Source organism: Pseudomonas sp. UBA3149, assembly GCF_002364655.1.
GTDB lineage: Bacteria > Pseudomonadota > Gammaproteobacteria > Pseudomonadales > Pseudomonadaceae > Chryseomonas > Chryseomonas luteola.
The window spans coordinates 25,130-44,232 of sequence record NZ_DEYV01000039.1; the positions used below are offsets into that span (position 1 = coordinate 25,130).

The 19,103-nt window shown below is 55.9% G+C and carries 18 protein-coding genes; 5 read left to right on the top strand and 13 right to left on the bottom strand.

The features are described from left to right. Window positions 1–47: 47 nt before the first annotated feature. The gene (gene plsY / locus B3729_RS21605; RefSeq protein WP_010795987.1) at window positions 48–617 is read right to left on the bottom strand and encodes a glycerol-3-phosphate 1-O-acyltransferase PlsY; all 570 of its coding nucleotides are present in this window, start codon (window positions 615–617) and stop codon (window positions 48–50) included. Window positions 618–729: 112 nt separating this feature from the next. Between plsY and folB the strand changes: the two genes are divergently transcribed. Together folB and folK are read left to right on the top strand one after the other, a co-directional pair. Continuing rightward, window positions 730–1,083 (top strand): dihydroneopterin aldolase, encoded by a 354-nt coding sequence (folB, locus tag B3729_RS21610; RefSeq protein ID WP_010795986.1) that lies wholly within the window; start codon window positions 730–732, stop codon window positions 1,081–1,083. Continuing rightward, window positions 1,074–1,610: a 2-amino-4-hydroxy-6-hydroxymethyldihydropteridine diphosphokinase gene (folK, locus tag B3729_RS21615; RefSeq protein ID WP_010795985.1), complete on the top strand. Its 537-nt coding sequence runs from the start codon at window positions 1,074–1,076 to the stop codon at window positions 1,608–1,610. The genes folB and folK overlap by 10 nt, the downstream gene beginning before the upstream one ends. On the opposite strand, the gene B3729_RS21620 is transcribed toward folK, so the two are convergent. From B3729_RS21620 to B3729_RS21670, 11 genes are all read right to left on the bottom strand, one after another. Further along, window positions 1,589–2,764, bottom strand: a complete 1,176-nt coding sequence (locus tag B3729_RS21620) for a multifunctional CCA addition/repair protein (RefSeq protein ID WP_286788972.1) — start codon at window positions 2,762–2,764, stop codon at window positions 1,589–1,591. The two genes, folK and B3729_RS21620, sit on opposite strands and share 22 nt — an antisense overlap. Window positions 2,765–2,855: 91 nt before the next feature. Further along, on the bottom strand, window positions 2,856–4,403 hold the full coding sequence (locus B3729_RS21625; RefSeq protein WP_286788973.1) for a SpoVR family protein: 1,548 nt from the start codon (window positions 4,401–4,403) through the stop codon (window positions 2,856–2,858). After that, window positions 4,400–5,674 (bottom strand): YeaH/YhbH family protein, encoded by a 1,275-nt coding sequence (locus B3729_RS21630; RefSeq protein ID WP_010795982.1) that lies wholly within the window; start codon window positions 5,672–5,674, stop codon window positions 4,400–4,402. Before B3729_RS21630 ends, B3729_RS21625 begins: the two co-directional genes overlap by 4 nt. A 138-nt stretch (window positions 5,675–5,812) precedes the next feature. Continuing rightward, on the bottom strand, window positions 5,813–7,735 hold the full coding sequence (locus B3729_RS21635) for a PrkA family serine protein kinase (RefSeq protein WP_010795981.1): 1,923 nt from the start codon (window positions 7,733–7,735) through the stop codon (window positions 5,813–5,815). Window positions 7,736–7,994: 259 nt separating this feature from the next. Beyond that, window positions 7,995–8,321 (bottom strand): thiosulfate sulfurtransferase GlpE, encoded by a 327-nt coding sequence (gene glpE / locus B3729_RS21640; RefSeq protein ID WP_010795980.1) that lies wholly within the window; start codon window positions 8,319–8,321, stop codon window positions 7,995–7,997. 2 nt (window positions 8,322–8,323) lie between these two features. Next, entirely contained in the window at window positions 8,324–9,145 is an 822-nt protein-coding gene (locus tag B3729_RS21645) for a symmetrical bis(5'-nucleosyl)-tetraphosphatase (RefSeq protein WP_150346480.1), read from the bottom strand. Further along, complete coding sequence (apaG, locus tag B3729_RS21650) at window positions 9,145–9,525, bottom strand: Co2+/Mg2+ efflux protein ApaG (protein WP_010795978.1); 381 nt, start codon at window positions 9,523–9,525, stop codon at window positions 9,145–9,147. The genes B3729_RS21645 and apaG overlap by 1 nt, the downstream gene beginning before the upstream one ends. Before the next feature lie 40 nt (window positions 9,526–9,565). Beyond that, window positions 9,566–10,369, bottom strand: coding sequence for a 16S rRNA (adenine(1518)-N(6)/adenine(1519)-N(6))-dimethyltransferase RsmA (rsmA, locus tag B3729_RS21655; RefSeq protein ID WP_010795977.1), 804 nt, complete (start codon window positions 10,367–10,369; stop codon window positions 9,566–9,568). Next, window positions 10,362–11,357 carry a 4-hydroxythreonine-4-phosphate dehydrogenase PdxA gene (pdxA, locus tag B3729_RS21660; protein ID WP_122044713.1) on the bottom strand — a complete coding sequence of 332 codons (996 nt, stop codon included), beginning with the start codon at window positions 11,355–11,357 and terminating at the stop codon, window positions 10,362–10,364. Before pdxA ends, rsmA begins: the two co-directional genes overlap by 8 nt. Then, on the bottom strand, window positions 11,357–12,652 hold the full coding sequence (locus B3729_RS21665) for a peptidylprolyl isomerase (protein ID WP_026004190.1): 1,296 nt from the start codon (window positions 12,650–12,652) through the stop codon (window positions 11,357–11,359). Before B3729_RS21665 ends, pdxA begins: the two co-directional genes overlap by 1 nt. Next, complete coding sequence (locus tag B3729_RS21670; RefSeq protein WP_286788974.1) at window positions 12,633–15,467, bottom strand: LPS-assembly protein LptD; 2,835 nt, start codon at window positions 15,465–15,467, stop codon at window positions 12,633–12,635. The genes B3729_RS21665 and B3729_RS21670 overlap by 20 nt, the downstream gene beginning before the upstream one ends. 125 nt (window positions 15,468–15,592) lie before the next feature. Here B3729_RS21670 and B3729_RS21675 point away from each other — a divergent pair, with 125 nt between their 5' ends. The 3 genes from B3729_RS21675 to B3729_RS21685 are packed head-to-tail and all read left to right on the top strand — an operon-like array spanning window position 15,593 to window position 18,026. Then, on the top strand, window positions 15,593–16,609 hold the full coding sequence (locus B3729_RS21675; protein WP_286788975.1) for an aminoglycoside phosphotransferase family protein: 1,017 nt from the start codon (window positions 15,593–15,595) through the stop codon (window positions 16,607–16,609). After that, entirely contained in the window at window positions 16,606–17,277 is a 672-nt protein-coding gene (gene murU / locus B3729_RS21680) for an N-acetylmuramate alpha-1-phosphate uridylyltransferase MurU (protein WP_286788976.1), read from the top strand. The genes B3729_RS21675 and murU overlap by 4 nt, the downstream gene beginning before the upstream one ends. Beyond that, complete coding sequence (locus tag B3729_RS21685) at window positions 17,277–18,026, top strand: DnaJ domain-containing protein (RefSeq protein WP_286788977.1); 750 nt, start codon at window positions 17,277–17,279, stop codon at window positions 18,024–18,026. Before murU ends, B3729_RS21685 begins: the two co-directional genes overlap by 1 nt. Here the strand turns inward: B3729_RS21685 and B3729_RS21690 are convergent. Beyond that, entirely contained in the window at window positions 18,023–19,054 is a 1,032-nt protein-coding gene (locus B3729_RS21690; RefSeq protein WP_286788978.1) for an alpha/beta hydrolase family protein, read from the bottom strand. The genes B3729_RS21685 and B3729_RS21690 overlap by 4 nt on opposite strands. Window positions 19,055–19,103 lie beyond the last annotated feature (49 nt).

Here is a 19,103-nt window from a genome sequence, read left to right on the forward strand (position 1 = left end):
AAGGGCGTGGTCTGGCAAATCTTTTGGAACAAAAGCTGTCACGCTCTCTAGAAGTGACGTTCTCGTCCTGCCAGCAAGGCTTTGAGATTGGCTCGGTGGCGAAGCACGATAAGGATGGTCAGCGCGAGCAGAGGCAATAACGCGGCATGTTGTTGCCAGGCGATAAGCGGCAGGCACAGCAACGTGGCGGCCAGTGCAGCCAGGGAGCTGATACGGGTCATTGCGAAGACGATTCCCCAGATGCCAGCCGCCAGCAATGCAGCCCAGGGATACAGGCCTAGCAACATACCGGCCGCTGTGGCGACGCCTTTGCCGCCGCGAAACTGAAAGTAGAGCGGATAGACATGGCCCAGTACTGCTGCCAGACCGATCCAGGCCTGCTCGACCTCTGACAGGCCCAGGGTACGTGCCAGGAGAATAGGGACGAGGCTTTTGCTCAGGTCGCCTAGTAATGTCAGGATGGCAAGGCGCTTGCCACCAAGACGAAACATGTTGGTTGCACCGGGATTGCCTGATCCACTGGTTCTGGGATCGTTAAGACCAAAGGCGCGGCTGAGCAGGACGGCAAACGATACGGAGCCGAGCAGGTAGGCAAAAGTGGCCAGCAACCAAACCATAATGATGTTCCCGGAGGGGCAGTCCCTTCAGATTCTAATGGGAATCTTCGTCTGACCGCGATACGGTGGCTGGGCTTTTCAAATAATGCGCATATGGGCGCTGGAGAGGGTCGTGGACAAGGTATTCATCGAGGGACTGGAAGTTGACACCGTTATTGGTGTGTATGACTGGGAGCGCGAAATTCGTCAATGCTTGCGTCTGGATGTCACCATGGCTTGGGACATTCGTCCTTCCGCCGAGAGCGATGAACTGGACAAGACGTTGAATTACGCCGCGGTGGCAGAACGTATTACAGCGTTCGCCCAGCAGTCGAGCTTCCAGTTGGTCGAGACGTTTGCCGAGCGCCTGGCCAGTCTCTTGATGCAGGAGTTTCAATTGCCCGGGTTGCGGCTGAAGATTACCAAGCCGGGTGCCGTACCGACGGCGGCAGGGGTTGGTGTGGAGATCGAGCGCGGATGTCTCTGACCACGGTATACCTGGGCCTTGGCAGCAATACCGCGCGTGAGCAGCATCTGACGGCGGCACTGGAGGCCTTGTCCGCCTTATGCGGAGAGCTGGCATGCTCTCCCGTTTTTGAAAGCGAGGCCGTGGGTATCAAGAGCGAGCCGTTCTTCAACCTGGTCGTCAAGGCCCAGACAGAATTGTCCCTGGCTGACTTGATTGTTCGCTTAAAGCACATCGAGGCTGATAATGGCCGATACGCGGCAGATCGTACCGGTTTGCCGCTTGATATCGACATTCTGACCTATGGCGATCTCGTAGGAAACCTGGATGGGCTGATTCTGCCGCGGGCAGAAATTCTCAAGAATGCCTTTGTGCTTTGGCCGCTCTCGTTATTGGCCGCCACAGTTAGGCATCCTGTCGATGGCCGTGATTACGCTTCTCTTTGGGCTGCGATGCCCAAGGTCCAGCGTTTATGGCCGGTACCGTTTACATGGCGTGGACAGGCATTGACGCCAGCCACGCTGTGTCAGGCCTTTCCAGCAGAATAGTCACGGCAATACGCCTCGATGGCCTCGAGGCGCGACTGCTTCAAAGCCTCCCCAAGTTCGGCGCCTTTAAGTCCTTTCTCCAATAAAGGTTGTACTGTTACTGCGCGTGCAGCCTGCGCAATCGAGCGCATGTAATTTGCCTGCGCATAGGGGAGTGCTGCGTCATAGTGGTCCATTTCACAGGCTTGAAGGAACTCCTCGAAGCGAGCCGGCCGACGGAACAGGTCGAAGCACTGGAATAGCGCCAGAAGCGCTGTTGAACTCAGCTCGGCTGCACGCTGGACGTGCGGGTGATACTGGCTGACCAATAACGCCAGCTCACTGCAGTCACGCGGCAACTTGAAGCGGTTATTGATGGCTTCGATCGTGTCGGTAACCTGGTTTGACTCGTGTTGATCGCCCTTCACCTGCATGAGTAGACATGACCAGCGTATGGGAAGGGGTTGCTTATGACTGGCGCATTGGCGCAGTACCCGCAAGGTATGGCTGGTAGACGGATCGGCATCGGCTTTGAGCAGGGAGTCGATCTCGGGTATCAGTACAGCCAGCGCACCACAGACATGCAGGGTCTGAATGAAAACATCCGGCCTTGACTCCATCAGCGCCCGGGAGATTTCTTTCCACATGCGCTCGGGTGTCAGGGCGTCCAGTTCACCGCTGGTCGCCATGCGCTGCATCAGCTCAAGGGTCTCCGGAGCGACATTGAACCCAAGCGGAGCATAGCGGGCCGCAAAACGAGCTACGCGCAGCACCCGCAATGGGTCCTCCATGAACGCTGGGGACACATGGCGCAGCAGACGTGCATGTAGATCCTTCAGGCCACCATAGGGATCAATCACGTGGCCCGCTTCGTCTTCTGCCATTGCGTTGATGGTCAGATCGCGGCGGATGAGATCGTCTTCCAGGGTGACGTCCGGGTCTGCAAAAAAGGTGAAGCCGCCATAGCCACGACCGCTTTTACGTTCAGTACGCGCCAGGGCGTATTCCTCGCCGGTCTTGGGATGAAGGAAGACGGGAAAGTCCGCACCGACGGGGCGAAAACCCTGAGCGGTAAGCTCTTCAGCGGTACCTCCGACAACAACCCAATCGACTTCCGTAACGGGCTGCCCTAGCAATCGATCCCGGACCGCGCCACCCACCTTGTATATCTGCATGCTTCACCTCCTGAAGGCAGCAGGATAACGATGAAGTAGGTAAACGCCAAAAAGGATATAAAGAAACAAGGCCTCACAGGAGGCCTTGGATTTAGATGGGCGAGATAGCGATGTCGGTACGCCGAGGGTTAAGGTCCCGGTGGCCGTCCCGGGGCGGAACGTGCTGGGTGCTGACGATCTGATCGCCCTGAGCGGTTTCAAGGTGAATGTCAAAGCCCCATAAGCGATGCAAGTGCTTGAGTACCTCCTCGGTAGAATCGCCCAGGGGTTTGCGATCATGCTGGGTGTGCCGCAGCGTGAGCGAGCGATCACCGCGACGGTTGATATTCCAGATCTGGATATTAGGCTCACGATTGCCCAGATTGTACTGGGCTGCCAGCTGCTCACGAATCAGGCGATAACCCCGATCATCATGAATTGCCGCGACTTCCAGCTCATCACGGTGATCATCGTCCAGAATGCTGAACAGCTTGAGATCCCGGATAACCTTGGGCGACAGGAATTGAAGGATAAAGCTTTCGTCCTTGAAGCTCTTCATCGCGAACGTAACGGTAGAGAGCCAGTCGCTGCCTGCGATATCCGGAAACCAGCGCTTGTCTTCTTCGGTAGGATTCTCACAGATCCGGCGAATATCGCGGAACATGGAAAAGCCCAAGGTGTAAGGGTTGATGCCGCTGTAATAGGGGCTGTCGAAGCTTGGCTGGTAGATCACGCCTGAGTGAGACTGCAGGAACTCGAACATGAAGCCATCGGTTACGAGGCCTTCATCGTAGAGATCGTTGAGCAAGGTGTAATGCCAGAAGGTTGCCCAGCCTTCATTCATTACCTGCGTTTGCCGCTGCGGATAGAAGTACTGAGCGATCTTGCGCACGATCCGGATAACTTCACGCTGCCAGGGCTCTAGCAGCGGGGCATGTTTCTCAAGGAAATAAAGAATATTTTCCTGAGGCTCAGACGGGAAACGCGCATCCTCTTCGTGTTTATCCTTGTCGCCCATCTTGGGGATGGTGCGCCAGAGATCATTTACCTGTCGCTGCAGAAGCTCCTCACGCTCCTTTTGCCGACGGCGCTCCTCTTCAGCGGAAATGGGATAGGGTCGCTTGTAACGATCCACACCATAATTCATCAGTGCATGGCAGGAGTCGAGGAGGTCCTCTACCGCATCAATGCCATGGCGTTCTTCGCATTGCGTGATGTACTGCTTGGCGAACACTAGGTAATCGATGATGGAGCTGGCGTCTGTCCAGGTCCGGAACAGGTAATTGCCCTTGAAGAAGCTGTTATGCCCATAACAGGCGTGGGCAATTACGAGGGCCTGCATCGTGATGGTGTTTTCCTCCATCAGATAGGCGATGCAAGGATCCGAATTGATCACGATTTCATAGGCCAGGCCCATCTGTCCGCGCTTATAATGCTTTTCGGTATGCAGGAAGTGCTTACCATAAGACCAGTGGTTATAGCCGATAGGCATGCCAACAGACGCGTAAGCGTCCATCATCTGCTCGGCTGTGATAATTTCAATTTGGTTGGGATAGGTATCCAAGGCATAGCGCTTAGCGATACGACCGATTTCCCGGTCATACGTCTGTACAAGCTCAAATGTCCATTCCGAGCCGGTGGAAATAGGCTGACGCTTCATGACACAAGCCTCCGCTGGAACAGTTCACGAAACACCGGGTAAATATCGGCAGCCGATACGATCTGCTGTTGCGAAAAGGACTCGGGAAACGCCCCGCGCACCTGTTCGTATTCGTACCACAAGGCCTGATGTTCCCGTGGCGTGATCTCTACATAGGTGTAGTACTGCATGAACGGCAGTATCTGGCGGACTAGGATATCCCTGCAGATAGGCGAGTCGTCATTCCAGTTGTCACCGTCCGAGGCCTGCGCGGCATACAGGTTCCACTCGTTGATGGGGTACCGCTCCGCCATGATTTCCTGCATGAGCTTCAATGCACTGGACACAATCGTGCCGCCCGTTTCACGGGAATAGAAAAACTCCTCTTCATCCACTTCACGTGCGCTGGTGTGGTGACGAATAAACACCACATCGATTCGCTCGTAATTACGCTTGAGAAACAAATAGAGCAGGATGAAAAAGCGCTTGGCGATGTCCTTGGTCGCCTGAGTCATCGAGCCGGAAACGTCCATCAGACAGAACATCACGGCCTTTGAGCTTGGCGTAGGCTGTTTGCTCAACAGGTTGTACTTGAGGTCAAAGGTATCCAGGAACGGGACCTTATCGATCCGGGCGCGCAGACGCACAATCTCGGCTTCGAGCGCCTGGATATCAGTGATGTTGTCCGGCTCCTCGACACGCAGGCGTGCAAGCTCTGCCTTGACTTCGCGCAGCTTGTTGCGGCTTCCGCCCGACAGAGCAATTCGCCGGGCATGAGCGGAGCGTAAAGTCCGGATGATATTGATGCGCGACGGATTCCCTTCGCTGCTGATACCAGCACGTACCGTCTTGAACGTGTCGCTGCCGGTCAGCTGTTTTTTCACCAGATTCGGCAGTTCAAGATCCTCGAACATGAAGTCGAGAAATTCGTCCTGGGTAATCTGGAACACGAAGTCATCCATGCCTTCGCCGCTGTTGCTGGCTTTGCCTTGGCCTGCGCCGCCACCACCGCCTCCTTGGGGGCGCGGAATGCGGTCTCCTGAAGAAAATTCCTTGTTACCGGGATGAACGGTCGTTTGCTTGCCGCCACGACCGTGATGCAGCACGGGCTCATCAATGTCGCGGCCAGGAATACTGATTTGCTCGCCATGCTCCATATCGGTAATGGAACGGCGGCTCACGGCCTCTTCGACCGCCTTCTTGATGTGCTCGCGGTAACGCCGCAGAAAACGTGTACGGTTTACCGTGCTCTTATTCTTGCCATTCAAACGCCGGTCGATGACATAACTCATAGACGCCCTCCGGGCTCGGAAATGGAGCAGTCCGCGGTCCTACGATAGGCTTGGCATATTGCGATTTGCCTACCGCCGGACAGGTCACGGCAGAGCACGGTCACGCCGCCTCTGCCTGTGACGATACGACTGCGTTCTTTACTGCGATTTCCGTACCCGCAGATACCACTCGGACAGCAACCGCACTTGCTTCTCGGTATAGCCACGCTCGACCATGCGAGTCACAAAGTCGTTGTGTTTTTGTTGGTCCTCCTTGCTTGCCTTGGCGTTGAAGCTGATAACCGGCAGGAGATCCTCGGTGTTCGAGAACATCTTCTTCTCGATGACCGTGCGCAGCTTCTCGTAAGAGAGCCAGCTGGGATTCTTGCCATTGTTATTGGCACGCGCGCGCAGCACAAAGTTGACGATCTCGTTGCGGAAGTCTTTCGGGTTGCTGATGCCTGCCGGCTTCTCGATCTTCTCCAGCTCCTCGTTCAGCGCCGCGCGATTGAGAATTTCACCTGTTTCCGGGTCACGGTATTCCTGATCCTGAATCCAGAAATCGGCGTACAACACGTAGCGGTCAAAAATGTTCTGTCCGTATTCGCTGTACGATTCAAGGTAGGCGGTTTGAATCTCTTTGCCGATGAACTCGACATAACGAGGTGCCAAGTATTCCTTGATAAAGCGCATGTAGCGCTCGCGGACTTCTGCCGGAAACTGCTCCTGCTCGATCTGCTGCTCAAGCACATACAGCAAATGAACAGGGTTGGCTGCAATCTCGTTGGCATCAAAGTTGAAGACACGTGAAAGAATCTTAAAGGCAAAACGGGTCGACAAACCGTTCATGCCTTCATCGACACCTGCTGTGTCGCGATACTCCTGAATCGATTTGGCCTTGGGATCAGTGTCCTTCAGGTTTTCACCGTCGTATACCCGCATCTTGGAGTAGATATTCGAGTTCTCAGGCTCTTTCAGGCGTGAAAGTACAGAGAACTGCGCCAGCATTTTGAGCGTATCGGGCGCGCAATGAGCTTTGGATAGAGAGCTGTTGATGAGGAGCTTGTCGTAGATCTTCATCTCATCCGAAACACGCAGGCAATACGGGACCTTAACGATGTAGATACGGTCGATGAAGGCCTCGTTATTCTTGTTGTTACGGAAGGTATGCCATTCTGATTCGTTGGAGTGCGCCAGGATGATCCCACTGTAGGGCAAGGCACCCAGACCTTCGGTACTGTTGTAGTTGCCTTCCTGAGTTGCGGTCAGGAGTGGGTGCAGCACCTTGATAGGTGCCTTGAACATTTCCACAAATTCCATCAAGCCTTGGTTGGCTCGGCATAAAGCGCCTGAGTAGCTATAGGCGTCTGCATCGTTTTGCGGATATTCCTCGAGCTTGCGAATGTCGACCTTGCCGACAAGCGCGGAAATGTCCTGGTTGTTCTCATCGCCTGGCTCGGTCTTGGCGATAGCGATCTGGTTGAGGATGGAGGGGTGTAGCTTTACAACACGGAACTTGCTGATATCTCCGCCGAACTCCTGCAATCGCTTGGCTGCCCAAGGCGACATGATGCTGCGCAGATAGTGGCGAGGAATGCCATAGTCCTCTTCAAGAATCTGGCCATCTTCATCAGGATTGAATAGGCCCAGCGGAGATTCAAAGACCGGAGAGTCCTTGATGGCATAAAACGGAACACGCTCGATCAGCTGCTTGAGCTTTTCCGCCAATGATGATTTACCACCCCCTACAGGACCCAGGAGATAAAGGATTTGCTTTTTCTCTTCGAGGCCTTGGGCAGCATGCCGAAAATACGAAACGATCTGCTCGATGCAATCTTCCATCCCGTGGAAGTCTGCAAAAGCAGGGTAACGACGGATCACCTTGTTGGAAAAGATGCGCGAAAGGCGCGGATCGCTGGCGGTATCTACCAGCTCCGGTTCACCAATGGCCATGAGCATGCGCTCAGCGGCACTGGCATAGGCAGTACGGTCCTTCTTGCAGATCTCAAGATATTCCTGAAGGGAATATTCTTCCTGACGAGTCGCTTCGAAACGCCCCTGGAAGTGACTGAAAATGCTCATGACGTCTCCTCGCTGGATACCCTCGAGCCGGCTGGGATCGGTCGTACGCGTGCACGGAAAACAGCAACAGTCGACGGAGCAACCGTTTGGAATTCCCCCGAACACCTAATGGTCGTACCGATGGCCCGCCGGAAATCCGGCTCCCTGAATGGGAAGGCCTAATCCAAGAATAGTCCGATTATGGAGATGTGGAAGCCCCTCTTTAGACTTATGTGTAACGGGATCGTCAAAAGCGTGTGCTAAGCACTTGAAGGATCAATCAAAACGAGCCGCTTTCCGTCTCGTCGGGATATACGCTTCGCCAGACTTCGAAGCCGCCATCGAGGCTGTAGACTTCGCTGAAACCCTGCTGGGAAAAAAAAGCGGCAGCGCTCTGGCTTGAATGACCGTGATAGCACACGACAACCAGCGGCTGATCCATATCGGCCTGGGCCATGAAGTCGGGCAGGGTCTGGTTATCGATCCGCTGAGAGCCCGCAATATGCAGGGTGGCGTAGCTATGAGGGTCGCGGATATCCACAACTGTTGCGCCACGCTGGCGCAGCTCCAGCGCCTGTTCAGGATCAATGCAGTGAAACTCGCTCATCTTTAGTCTCCTTCCTGGCAGGCGCAACTGTGGCGCTCGCCGGTATCGACATTTAGTAAGGTCATTTTGTTGCCCCAGACACAGCCGGTATCCAGCGCAAACACGCCCGGCTCATCGCAGCGGCCTTCGAGTGCCGCCCAATGGCCAAAGATCAGCCGATGCTGACGCGTCAGACGACCAGGATGGCTGAACCACGGGGCATAGCCGTCAGGCGCACTGCCGGAGGCTTCCTTGGTTTTCAATTCCAACGTGCCGTCCGGTGCACAGAAGCGCATGCGCGTCAGGTAGTTGGTAATAACGCGCCAGCGAGTAGCACCCTCCAGGCTCTCCTCCCAGAGTGCCGGCTCATTGCCGTACATACCGTCTATGAACTGTGGAAAGTGCTCATCATCCCGCAGAACAGTTTCTACTTCCTTGGCCAGGGAGAGTGCCTTCTCCAGCGTCCACTGCGGCGGCAGACCAGCATGAACCAGAATCGTATCGCGCGGCTCATCGTAATGAAGAAGCGGCTGCTGGCGAAGCCAGGAGAGCAGCTCGTCGCAGTCTGACGCCTTGAGGATCTTGCGCAGCGTATCGCTTTTCTTCATGCGTTCGGGATGGAGCGAAACCGCCAGAAGATGAAGGTCATGGTTGCCCAGTACGGTGACGATGGACTCCCGCATGTCATACAGGAAACGCAGCGTTTCCAGTGATTGCGGGCCACGGTTGACCAGGTCACCAACCAGCCAGAGACGGTCCTGCGCAGGATCGAAGTCTACTTCTTCGAGCAGGCACTTGAGCGGGTCAAGGCAACCTTGCAAGTCGCCAACGGCATAAAGCGTCATCAGTGTAAGGAACCTGGAACAGCGAGGCGGAAGGGCGCAATAACGGCATCGAAGGTATGGCCGTCACTGGCCTCCATCTGATAACTGCCACGCATACTGCCTACGCGGGTTTCGAGCACCGTACCGCTGCTGTATTGGTGCGTTGCTCCTGGTGCAAGTACAGGCTGTTCGCCTACCACACCAGCACCGCGCACCTCCTGGGTTCGACCATTGCCATCGGTAATGATCCAGTGCCGTGCATGCAGCTGTGCCGGCAGACTGCCCTCATTGGTAATGGTGACGTCATAGGCGAAGGCGAAGCGATTCTGCGCCTCCTGAGACTGCTCCGGCAGGTAGCGTGTGGAAACAGCTACTTTAATGGAATAGCGTGGGTCGGACACTGAGGCTGACCTCTTAAATATTCAGGTTATTCAGATGACCTTAGTTGCTCTGTGGCTGATCTGCCAAGGCATTGGCCAAGCGGACAAAGGCTGCGATATCGAGTTGCTCGGGGCGTAGACCCGGCTCAACGCCGGCAGCCTCGATGGCATCACTGTTCATGAGACCCTTGAGTGTATTGCGCAAGGTCTTGCGGCGCTGATTGAACGCTTCACGTACGACTCGCTCAAGCATCTTTGGATTTTTAGCGGTATACGGACGTTCGGTATGTGGAACAAGGCGCACAATGGCCGAATCCACCTTGGGTGGAGGATTGAATGCACCAGGGCCCACATTGAAAAGGTGCTCAACGCGACAATGGTATTGAACCATGATTGACAGACGTCCCCAATCGCCGCCGCCTGGCTCTGCTGCCAGCCGCTCGACGACTTCCTTCTGCAGCATGAAGTGCATGTCGGAGATAACGTCTGCATGGTCCAAAAGATGGAAGATCAATGGAGTGGAAATGTTGTAGGGCAGGTTGCCCACGACACGCAGCTTCTCGCCACTAACCAGTTCGGCAAAATTGAACTTGAGGGCATCACCCTGATGGAGGGTGAACTGAGGGTTCAGGCCAAACTTTAGCTTGAGCAGGGGGATAAGATCCTGGTCAAGCTCTATGACATCCAGCGTTGCGCCACTGGACAGTAGTCCTTCCGTGAGCGCCCCTTGGCCAGGGCCGATTTCCAGCAGATGTTCACCTGCCTTTCCATTGATGGCGCGCAGGATGCGGTGGATGACGCCGGCATCATGAAGAAAATTCTGTCCAAAACGCTTGCGCGCCTTGTGTTGATAAAGCTCAGTCATTGATATGTGTTTCGGCCATTTGATAGGCCGTCTCCAGGGCAACGCTCAGGCTGCCGGTATCGACTTGGCCCGTTCCGGCCAGATCTAGGGCGGTACCATGGTCGACCGATGTACGAATGATCGGTAGGCCTAAGGTAATATTGACCGCGGCACCAAAGCCTTTGTGCTTGAGCACAGGCAGGCCCTGGTCGTGATACATGGCGAGCACGGCGTCGCAGTGATCAAGGTATTTGGGTGTGAATAGTGTATCAGCTGGCAAAGGGCCTATCAGTTCAAGGCCTTCTTCACGCAACTGCTCAAGTGCAGGCTCGATGATCTCGATCTCTTCCCGGCCCAGGTGTCCGCCTTCGCCGGCGTGGGGATTGAGGCCACAGACCAGAATTCGCGGCTTCGGAATACCGAATTTCTCTTGCAGGTCAGCCTGAAGTATCCGCGCTACACGCTGGACACGCTCGCCAGTGATGGCGTCCGCCACTTCACGTAAGGGCAAGTGCGTAGTGACAAGAGCCACGCGCAGGCCCCTTGTTGCCAACATCATGACAACCTGCGGAGTATGGGTCAGGTCGGCAAGAAATTCGGTATGTCCGGAGAACGCAACGCCTGCTTCATTGATCACGCCCTTGTGAACCGGTGCGGTAATCATGCCGGCAAAGTGGCCATTGAGGCAGCCCTGCGCGGCCCGAGTCAGGGTTTCCAGAACATAGTGACCATTGGCAGGACTCAATTGGCCAGCCACCACGGGTGCGCCTAGTGGTGTGTCCCATACATAAAGCGCCCCGGCGTTAGTGGGCTCTACAGGCCAGTCAGATGGCGTAACGCTGATAAGGGAAATTGAGAGGCCGAGCTGCTGGGCTCGCTCGGCAAGTAGAGACTGGCTGGCAATAGCAATAAGAGGGTAGGGCTGAGGATGCTGAGCAAGCAGCAGGCAAAGGTCCGGACCGATGCCTGCTGGCTCCCCGGGCGTCAAAGCAAAGCGCTTTGGCCCTATCACTTTTTGATTTCCACGTAAGCCTCGTCGCGGATCTGACGCAGCCACAGCTGCAGCTCCTGATCGTACTTGCGGTTACGCAGAAGGTTGAGGGCTTGCTGTTGACGAACCTGCTCGCTGTTGTCCGTAGCGCGACGACCCAGGACTTCCAGAATGTGCCAGCCATATTGCGTACGGAAAGGCTGAGACAGCTGGCCTGCAGAGGTGCTGTTCATGACCTCGCGGAACTCAGGTACCAGAGACTCCGGGTTGATCCAGTTCAGGTCGCCACCGTTAAGTGCCGAACCGGGATCTTCCGAAAAGCTCTTGGCCAGTTCGGCAAAGTCTTCACCACCCTCGATGCGCTCACGCAGACGTTCCGCTAGACGACGTGTCTCCTCGTCGCTGCGAATTTCGTTTGGCTTTAGCAGAATATGGCGGACATGAACTTCGTCAACCACCGAGCTTTCGCCGCCACGCTTCTCCTCAACCTTGAGGATGATAATACCGCCCGGTACACGAGCAGGCTCAGTGACGTCACCTGGCTTCATCGAGCTGATCATCTGATCGAAGGGAGGTGGAAGCTGGGCGGCTTTCCGCCAGCCTATCTCACCGCCATCCAAGGCGTTATCGCCAGCCGAGTTGGCAATGGCAAGTTCGCCAAAGTCAGCACCCTGACGAGCCTTGTTATAGATCTGCATGGCCTTTTGGCCAGCAGCCTGGATTTCACTGGAAGAAGCGCTATCCGCCACAGGAATCAGAATATTGGCCAGGCGGTATTCTTCTGATAGCTGAATGCGGCCCAAATCGGAGTTCAGGAAATTCTGCACTTCCTGCTGACTGATTTGAATGCGCTGGGCTACCTGACGCTGCCGTACGCGACTGATAGTTAACTCACGACGTACCTGGTCGCGAACATCGTCATAGGTCAAGCCATCCTGAGCCAGCGCCTGACGAAACTGAGCCACGCTCAGTCCGTTGCGCTGAGCGATTGTGGCAACCGCCTGGTTTAGCTCGTCTTCCGAGATACGAATGCCGCTACGTTCAGCGATCTGCAGCTGTATGTCTTCCAGAATCAGCCGTTCCAGTACCTGATTTTCTACAGCACTGTCGGGTGGTACTTCGCCGCCCCGCTTGGCAATGTTCTGCTTCACCTCGGTCAGGCGCTGTCTGAGCTGACTCTCCATCACCACATCGTTGTCTACAATGGCAACCACTCGATCCAGCGGTACCACGGCAGCATGGGCCATTGAGCTGATAGTCAGCGCCACACCTAAAGCAAGTGGGCGCATGGCGTTACATAGCTTGGTCTTCACGTTCACGATAGCCTTGAATGCCTTTATCCAGGAAGCCTTCGGTCTTGCCACCGAAGACGTTGCCGAGCCCTTTCAGGACGATCTGCAGGAAGACGCCGCGGTCAGACTTGGATGTTTGGGAGTTGTAGAAAACATCATCATCCGTATCGACCCAGTAGCGGTTGATCAGACGCAGCTTCCAGCAGCAGCTGTCATATTCGAAGCCGCCAAAGGCCTCGAGTGTACGGCTCTTGTTGTAGTCGAATTGCCAACGGGCAATGGCGGACCACTGCGGAACGATTGGCCAGATGACAGAGAAATCATGCTGGTCGATCTTGTAATCGTTGCTGTTGTAGGCGAAACGGCCCAGGTTGGGATCATAAACGCGTGTATTGCTTCTGTAGCGATAGCCTGCGTTGACGATCTTTCGGGGATCGTTTTCCGGCTGGTAATGGAACATTACGCTGCCAGAGTCCGTGTGGTTAATGGTCGGATCCCAGTTGAACTCTCCATTGACGCGCCAGTCGCGGTTGAAGCGGTACATACCCGCCAGTGCATAGGGCGAGCGCCAGGAATCAGCCTGGGGATTATCGATATTTTGATCTATACCCGGAGCGGGGAAGCGACGTGCGTATTCAATATCATCTTCCGTCAAACCTGGCAGTTGTACGCGACGGTCGCGGAAGTAGAACAGTTGGCCAAAGCTGACATTGGCTCGCTCAAAGCCACTCGGCTCGATGAAGCGGGAGGTTGCACCCAAGGCCAGCTGATTGGCATCGCCAATCCGGTCTCTGCCTGTAAAGCGGTTATCACGCCACAAGGAGTCATAGCTGAAGGTATATTCGCTGGTATCGAATACCGGGATGTCATCCTGGTCCTTGTATGGGACATACAAGTACTTGGCACGAGGCTCCAGGGTCTGCTTGCCGCCTTCGCCGAACAGGTTGGAATTACGATCGAAATACAGACCGCTGTCGATGCTTACGATAGGCACAGAACGGCTTGGGCTATCGTTGAAGCTTTGTAGACTGGAGCCTGCAAAGCGACGGCGAGCGTCTGAGAATGAAGAGTTCAGATCACTTTGACCTTGGCTGTCCAGATCCAGATCGTAACGAGTATAAGCATATCGAACAGAGGGCGTCAGGTAGCCCCAGCTGGCATTCATCGGCAGGGAAATACCAGGCTCAGCGTGGATACGATCACCTTCGGCGCGGGAAAGGCCAAACAGTCTCACGTCAGCACGCTGGCGGTCGGAGCCTAAAATTCTATCTCCTCTTTCATCGACATCAAAGTAAATGTCATTGTCCAGGCTGCGTTCAAATCGAACAAACTCAGTACCATAGGTAAACTGCAGACCGCCTGGGTTGTAAGGCAGGCGCCCATCCAATGTGAGTTGTGGCAGGCGGTTATACGGTGTCACGTCGGATACCGTAGCGAGCTGGTAAGCCTGTGCGTTCAAGCGCGCCGTATAGGTATCACCACGGTACGTCAGTTGGCCCTGCTGGTTGACGTAGGTGGGTTTGCTGATGCCTAGATCGGTATCCAGATCCTGGAAGTAATACGGATCGCTGATCTTGGTGTAGTCGACTTCTGCCAGCCAGCGGGAGTCCAGGCCTGTGCGGTTTTTCCAACCGTACAGCCAGCGCCTGTCCGTTGCTTCCGGCATGCCTTCATGATCATTTTCCTGATCGTTCAGGTACGCCGCGCTGATCTGACCTTCGCTGCTGCGTGTCAGATAACGGAACTCACCTTCCATCATCAGGCCGCGCTTGGTCATGTAGCGTGGGTACAGAGTCGCGTCGTAATTGGGCGCCAGGTTGAAGTAGTAGGGCGTTACGACGGTTAGACCGTTATCGCTCGACGAGGCAATGGTCGGCGGCAGGAAGCCTGACTGACGACGATTATCGATCGGGAAATAAATGAACGGTGTATAGAGGACCGGGAAGTCCTTGACGCGCAAGGTCGCGTTGGTGGCATAGCCCAGGCCGGTCGCGGGGTTCAACGTAACGTTATTGCCCTTGACGGTCCATGAGTTGCTGCCCGGCTCGCATGTCGTATAGGTACCGTCTTTTAGACGGATAATGGCGTCTTCGCCGCGCTTGACATACAGCGCGCTGCCCCGAATGCGGCTCTGGTGCACAACGTATTCGGCGTTATCCACCTGAACGGCGCCGTTGTCGAGTTGCACTTGAGCATTGTCGCCCACCACGAGCATGCCATTGTCACGGAACTTGACGTTACCGTTCAGCTCGCCCCGGTTGTCAGTCCGATGCAGGTTGGCCTCATTCGCCTCGACCTGCATGTGACCTTGCCGCAGGATTACATCACCTGCGAGGGTGGCGGTTTGAGTCTCTTCCTGATAGCGAGACACCTTGGCGGTGACGTACGTCGGCGATTCGCTCATCGGCGTTTTGTCATTCATGCCGGGGCGCTGTGGCTCGACATAGGCGCCCGAGCAGTAGGGGCCTGTTTCCGCCAGCTGCGCAGGGGTCAGCTTTTCACGCGGCACCCAATCCAGATGGCTATAGTCCGCGCTTCGGGAAGCAAGGCCTCGGCCTTCGCTCTCGGTGACCAGCGTCTTCCCCGGCTCTCGGGCGGCTGCGGTCTGCGGGCCATCGCCTGCACTGACAGCCGACTCCGTATGAGCTGGGCGGGGAGGCACATTACTCGTGGCCTCGGTAGTATTACACGCCCAGCCGCCTGTGGCGGAAGGAGCGCAGTTGAACTGCTGGGCTGCCGGAGCAGCAAGAACGGAGGTCAGCGGCTGAAAAGCCAGCAGACTGCCAGTAACCAGCAAGGGAAACTTTCTGCGAAACGCGGGGGATTTCACGGCCATCCTTAAAGTTATCCTGCGCGCCATCGGCCCGGAAACGGACCGCAGGCCTCTCGATGGGCTCAAAAAGATATCGGATAATAAAGCATGACCTGCGCAACGGCTAGGGCCGAGGGAAACCGTTATAAATGTCTGAAGATGTTCGCTTTACCCAACTCTGTCAGTGGCTGGACGCGTGTCTGCCTGAATTGTTCAATAAAAAAGGCTGGGGAGCGCCTGGAGAAGGCGAGCTGACCCCCGCCAGTAGCGATGCAAGTTTTCGTCGTTATTTTCGCTGGGAATGTGACGGCCGTACCCTGATCGTTATGGATGCACCACCTCCACAGGAAGACTGCCGGCCGTTTGTGCATGTGGCCGCGCTACTGGCCGAGGCCGGTGTGCATGTGCCGGAAATCCTGGCTCAGGATATAGAACAGGGCTTTTTACTGCTGGATGATCTAGGGCGGCAAACATACCTTGACGTACTGACATCCGATAATGCCGACGCGCTTTTTAATGACGCTTTGAATGCGTTATTGACCTATCAGGTTCTTCCGACGGAAGGTCATCTGCCAGAGTACAACCGCGCCCTGTTAGCACGTGAGCTACAGCTATTTCCTGACTGGTATGTCCGCTACGTTCTTGATCATCGCCTCGATGCGGCGCAACAGGACGCGTGGGAGTCGGTCTGTGAGCTGCTGATTGACAGCGCACTGGCGCAGCCGCGCGTCTTGGTGCATCGCGATTACATGCCGCGCAACTTGATGGTCAGTATGCCAAATCCGGGTGTCCTGGATTTTCAGGATGCGGTATACGGCCCCATTACCTATGACGTGACCTGCCTTTTCAAGGATGCCTTCCTGAGTTGGCCGGAGGAGCGTGTCAGAGGGTGGATCGAAACTTACTGGACCCGTGCCCGGCAGCAAGGCTTGCCGGTTGGCGAGGATTTTGAAGATTTTTACCGAGCCAGCGACCTGATGGGCGTACAACGACACCTCAAGGTCATCGGGATCTTTGCGCGCATTTGCCATCGAGACGGCAAGCCCAAGTATCTGGCTGACGTGCCGCGTTTCTTCGCCTATATCGAGGCGGTTATCGCGCGGCGCCCTGAACTCGCGCCTTTGAAGGCCTTGCTCGCCGAGCTTCGGGAGGCCTCTACCGTATGAAAGCCATGATTCTTGCGGCAGGGCGTGGAGAGCGGCTTCGCCCGCTTACCTTGCATACTCCAAAGCCTTTGGTTAAAGCATGCGGTGTACCGTTGGTCGAATACCAGATTCGGGCTTTGAAGGCGGCTGGTTTCAACGATTTTGTTATCAATCATGCGTGGCTGGGGCGGCAGATAGAAGACTACCTGCAAGATGGCTCGCGGTTAGGCGTCAGTATCGTGTACTCGCCTGAAGGTGAGCCGCTGGAAACCGGCGGCGGCATCTTCAAGGCGCTTCCGCTGTTAGGTAAAGAGCCTTTCCTGGTGGCTAATGGCGATATCTGGACGGATTACGACTATCGGCCGTTACAGCTGACCGCCGGTGATTTAGCGCATCTGATTTTGGTCGATAACCCTCTTCACCACCCTGAAGGGGATTTCTTTTTGAGTAATGGACGCGTGGTTGAAGCTGGCGAGGCTTGCGACAGGTTTACCTACAGCGGTATTGCAATACTGCATCCCGATCTATTTCGCACCTGCGAGGCAGGCGCCTTCAAGTTGGCGCCTGTACTGCGCGCAGCCATTGCAGAAGGGCGTGTCAGCGGGACGCTGCATACCGGTCGTTGGGTCGATGTAGGAACCCATGAGCGGCTGGCAGAAGTCGAGCAACTGATCGAGGCGAGCGCCTAGTGTTCTGGCCATGGCCTTTAACGCTGTCCGGGGCGCTTACCGGCTGGGCAGTAGCTGATCTTTCTGGAGCATTGCTGGGTGCAATGTTAGGGCATGCGGCCGAGCGTAAGCTGGGACTCACCTCCTGGTCTGCGCTGCGCCTGCGGCTGGGGCAGGTTGGTTTTGAGCATCAGCTCTTGTTTGAACTGCTCGGCCATCTGGCCAAGGCAGGGGGGCAAGTGTCGACGGCACATATTCGCCAGGCTGAAGGTGAAATTAAGCGATTGGGTTTGGACGTTGAGGGCCGCCGCCGTGCAATCGCTGCGTTCAATCAGGGTAAAACGGCAGTTCGCTCGGCTCGTACCCGGCTGGCTGCAGCGGAAAGTCAGGCTGAAATTATCATTCGTGCCTGTTGGCGAATGGTATGGGTGAACGGCAGCGTCCGGCCTGGTGAGCGGGACCTGATCCGGCAATGGGGATTGTGGGCCGGGCTCTCACAAACGCGAGTAGATGAACTGCAGCCCATGCGGTCAGCGAAGAAGCCGCGGGCAAACAATGGCTATAAAGAGGCTTTGGCGCTGCTAGGGGTAAGCGAGAGCAGCGATAGCAAAAGTATCAAGCAAGCCTATCGGCGATTGCTCAGCAGGCATCATCCCGACAAGGTTCAAGGTGCCGGCGCCAATAAATATGTGGTTCAGGAGGCAGCGGAAAAAACCGCTGCCTTGCACGCAGCCTATCGGCTTATCAAAGAACGGCATGGCTTTCGTTAGTGCGCAGGCTGCTCTCCACCGCCTGCCGCTATGTGTGTGCTAAGCCAGCCTCGCACACGACGATACAACTGTTCCTGCTCATTGGAGGGGTCGCCGGGAATCGTCTTTAGGGCAACCTGGGTGTAATCGCTGGCCTGTTCCCGCTTGGCAGCCTGGCGGCGCTGCTGGGCCGAGGCTTGAGCGATCGAAGACTGGTTATGATAGAAGTCGCCTGTTGCTACCTTGAGCTTGGGCACGATCGCATCCAGATTTGAGCCCGAATTAATCGGTGCCTTGCCATCAATGATAATCAAGTGATGAAGCTCGCTGGGCTCTCGTTCAGCGAGGTAGCGAGCTGCCCAATAGGCTCCGGTACCGTGACCGAGCAGAATCACCTGCTTGGAGCCTCGCTGTAGCGCAAAGTCGATTCCGGCCGCCAGTCTAGCCATGACGCCCTCCGCATAGGCATCCTGCAATGCTTTGGCATCCGAGGGTGCCTTGCCTGCCTGTGCGGGTTCGCCACTACCTATTTCAGCCTGGGTTTCAGGTGTTGGTGCGGTGCCGGTCACACCTTCTACGGGTGTGGGGGACGCACCCTCTGCAGTGGATGCATCGGCATCGGCAGGAGCAGAAGTCGCCCCATTGGCGTTACGCGGCAGTGGAGCCTGGTTTTGCGGGTCGGGCAGGGTCAGACTAAGTGTCTGCCAACCTTCGTCGGGCAATTTTTGCCTGAGTGGGCTGATGGTGTTGGGCCAGTCAGCGGACTCGCCATCACCCGGTATCAGGACGATCGTTCCCTGAGGCTGGGCAGTATTGGCAGGTTTCCATAAAGCCAGGAATTGCTCGTTGCCCGCCGTCAGGGTCTGCTGCTCGCTTTTGGGGAGCGTACGCTCCAGCGCCTGCGCAGTATCCTGACTGCGTCCAATCGGAGCTGCTCGTTCGGCAGCAGGGGCTGGCGGGGTAGTAGCTTCTTCGGCAGAGGCATTGTTGGCCATGCCAAGAGCAATCAGCAGCAGGGTCTTGTTGAACACACCGGGTCGGCTAAACATGAAGTGCACTTCGTCCTGTCCAGAATGGGCGGAAGACTAATCACCTTTG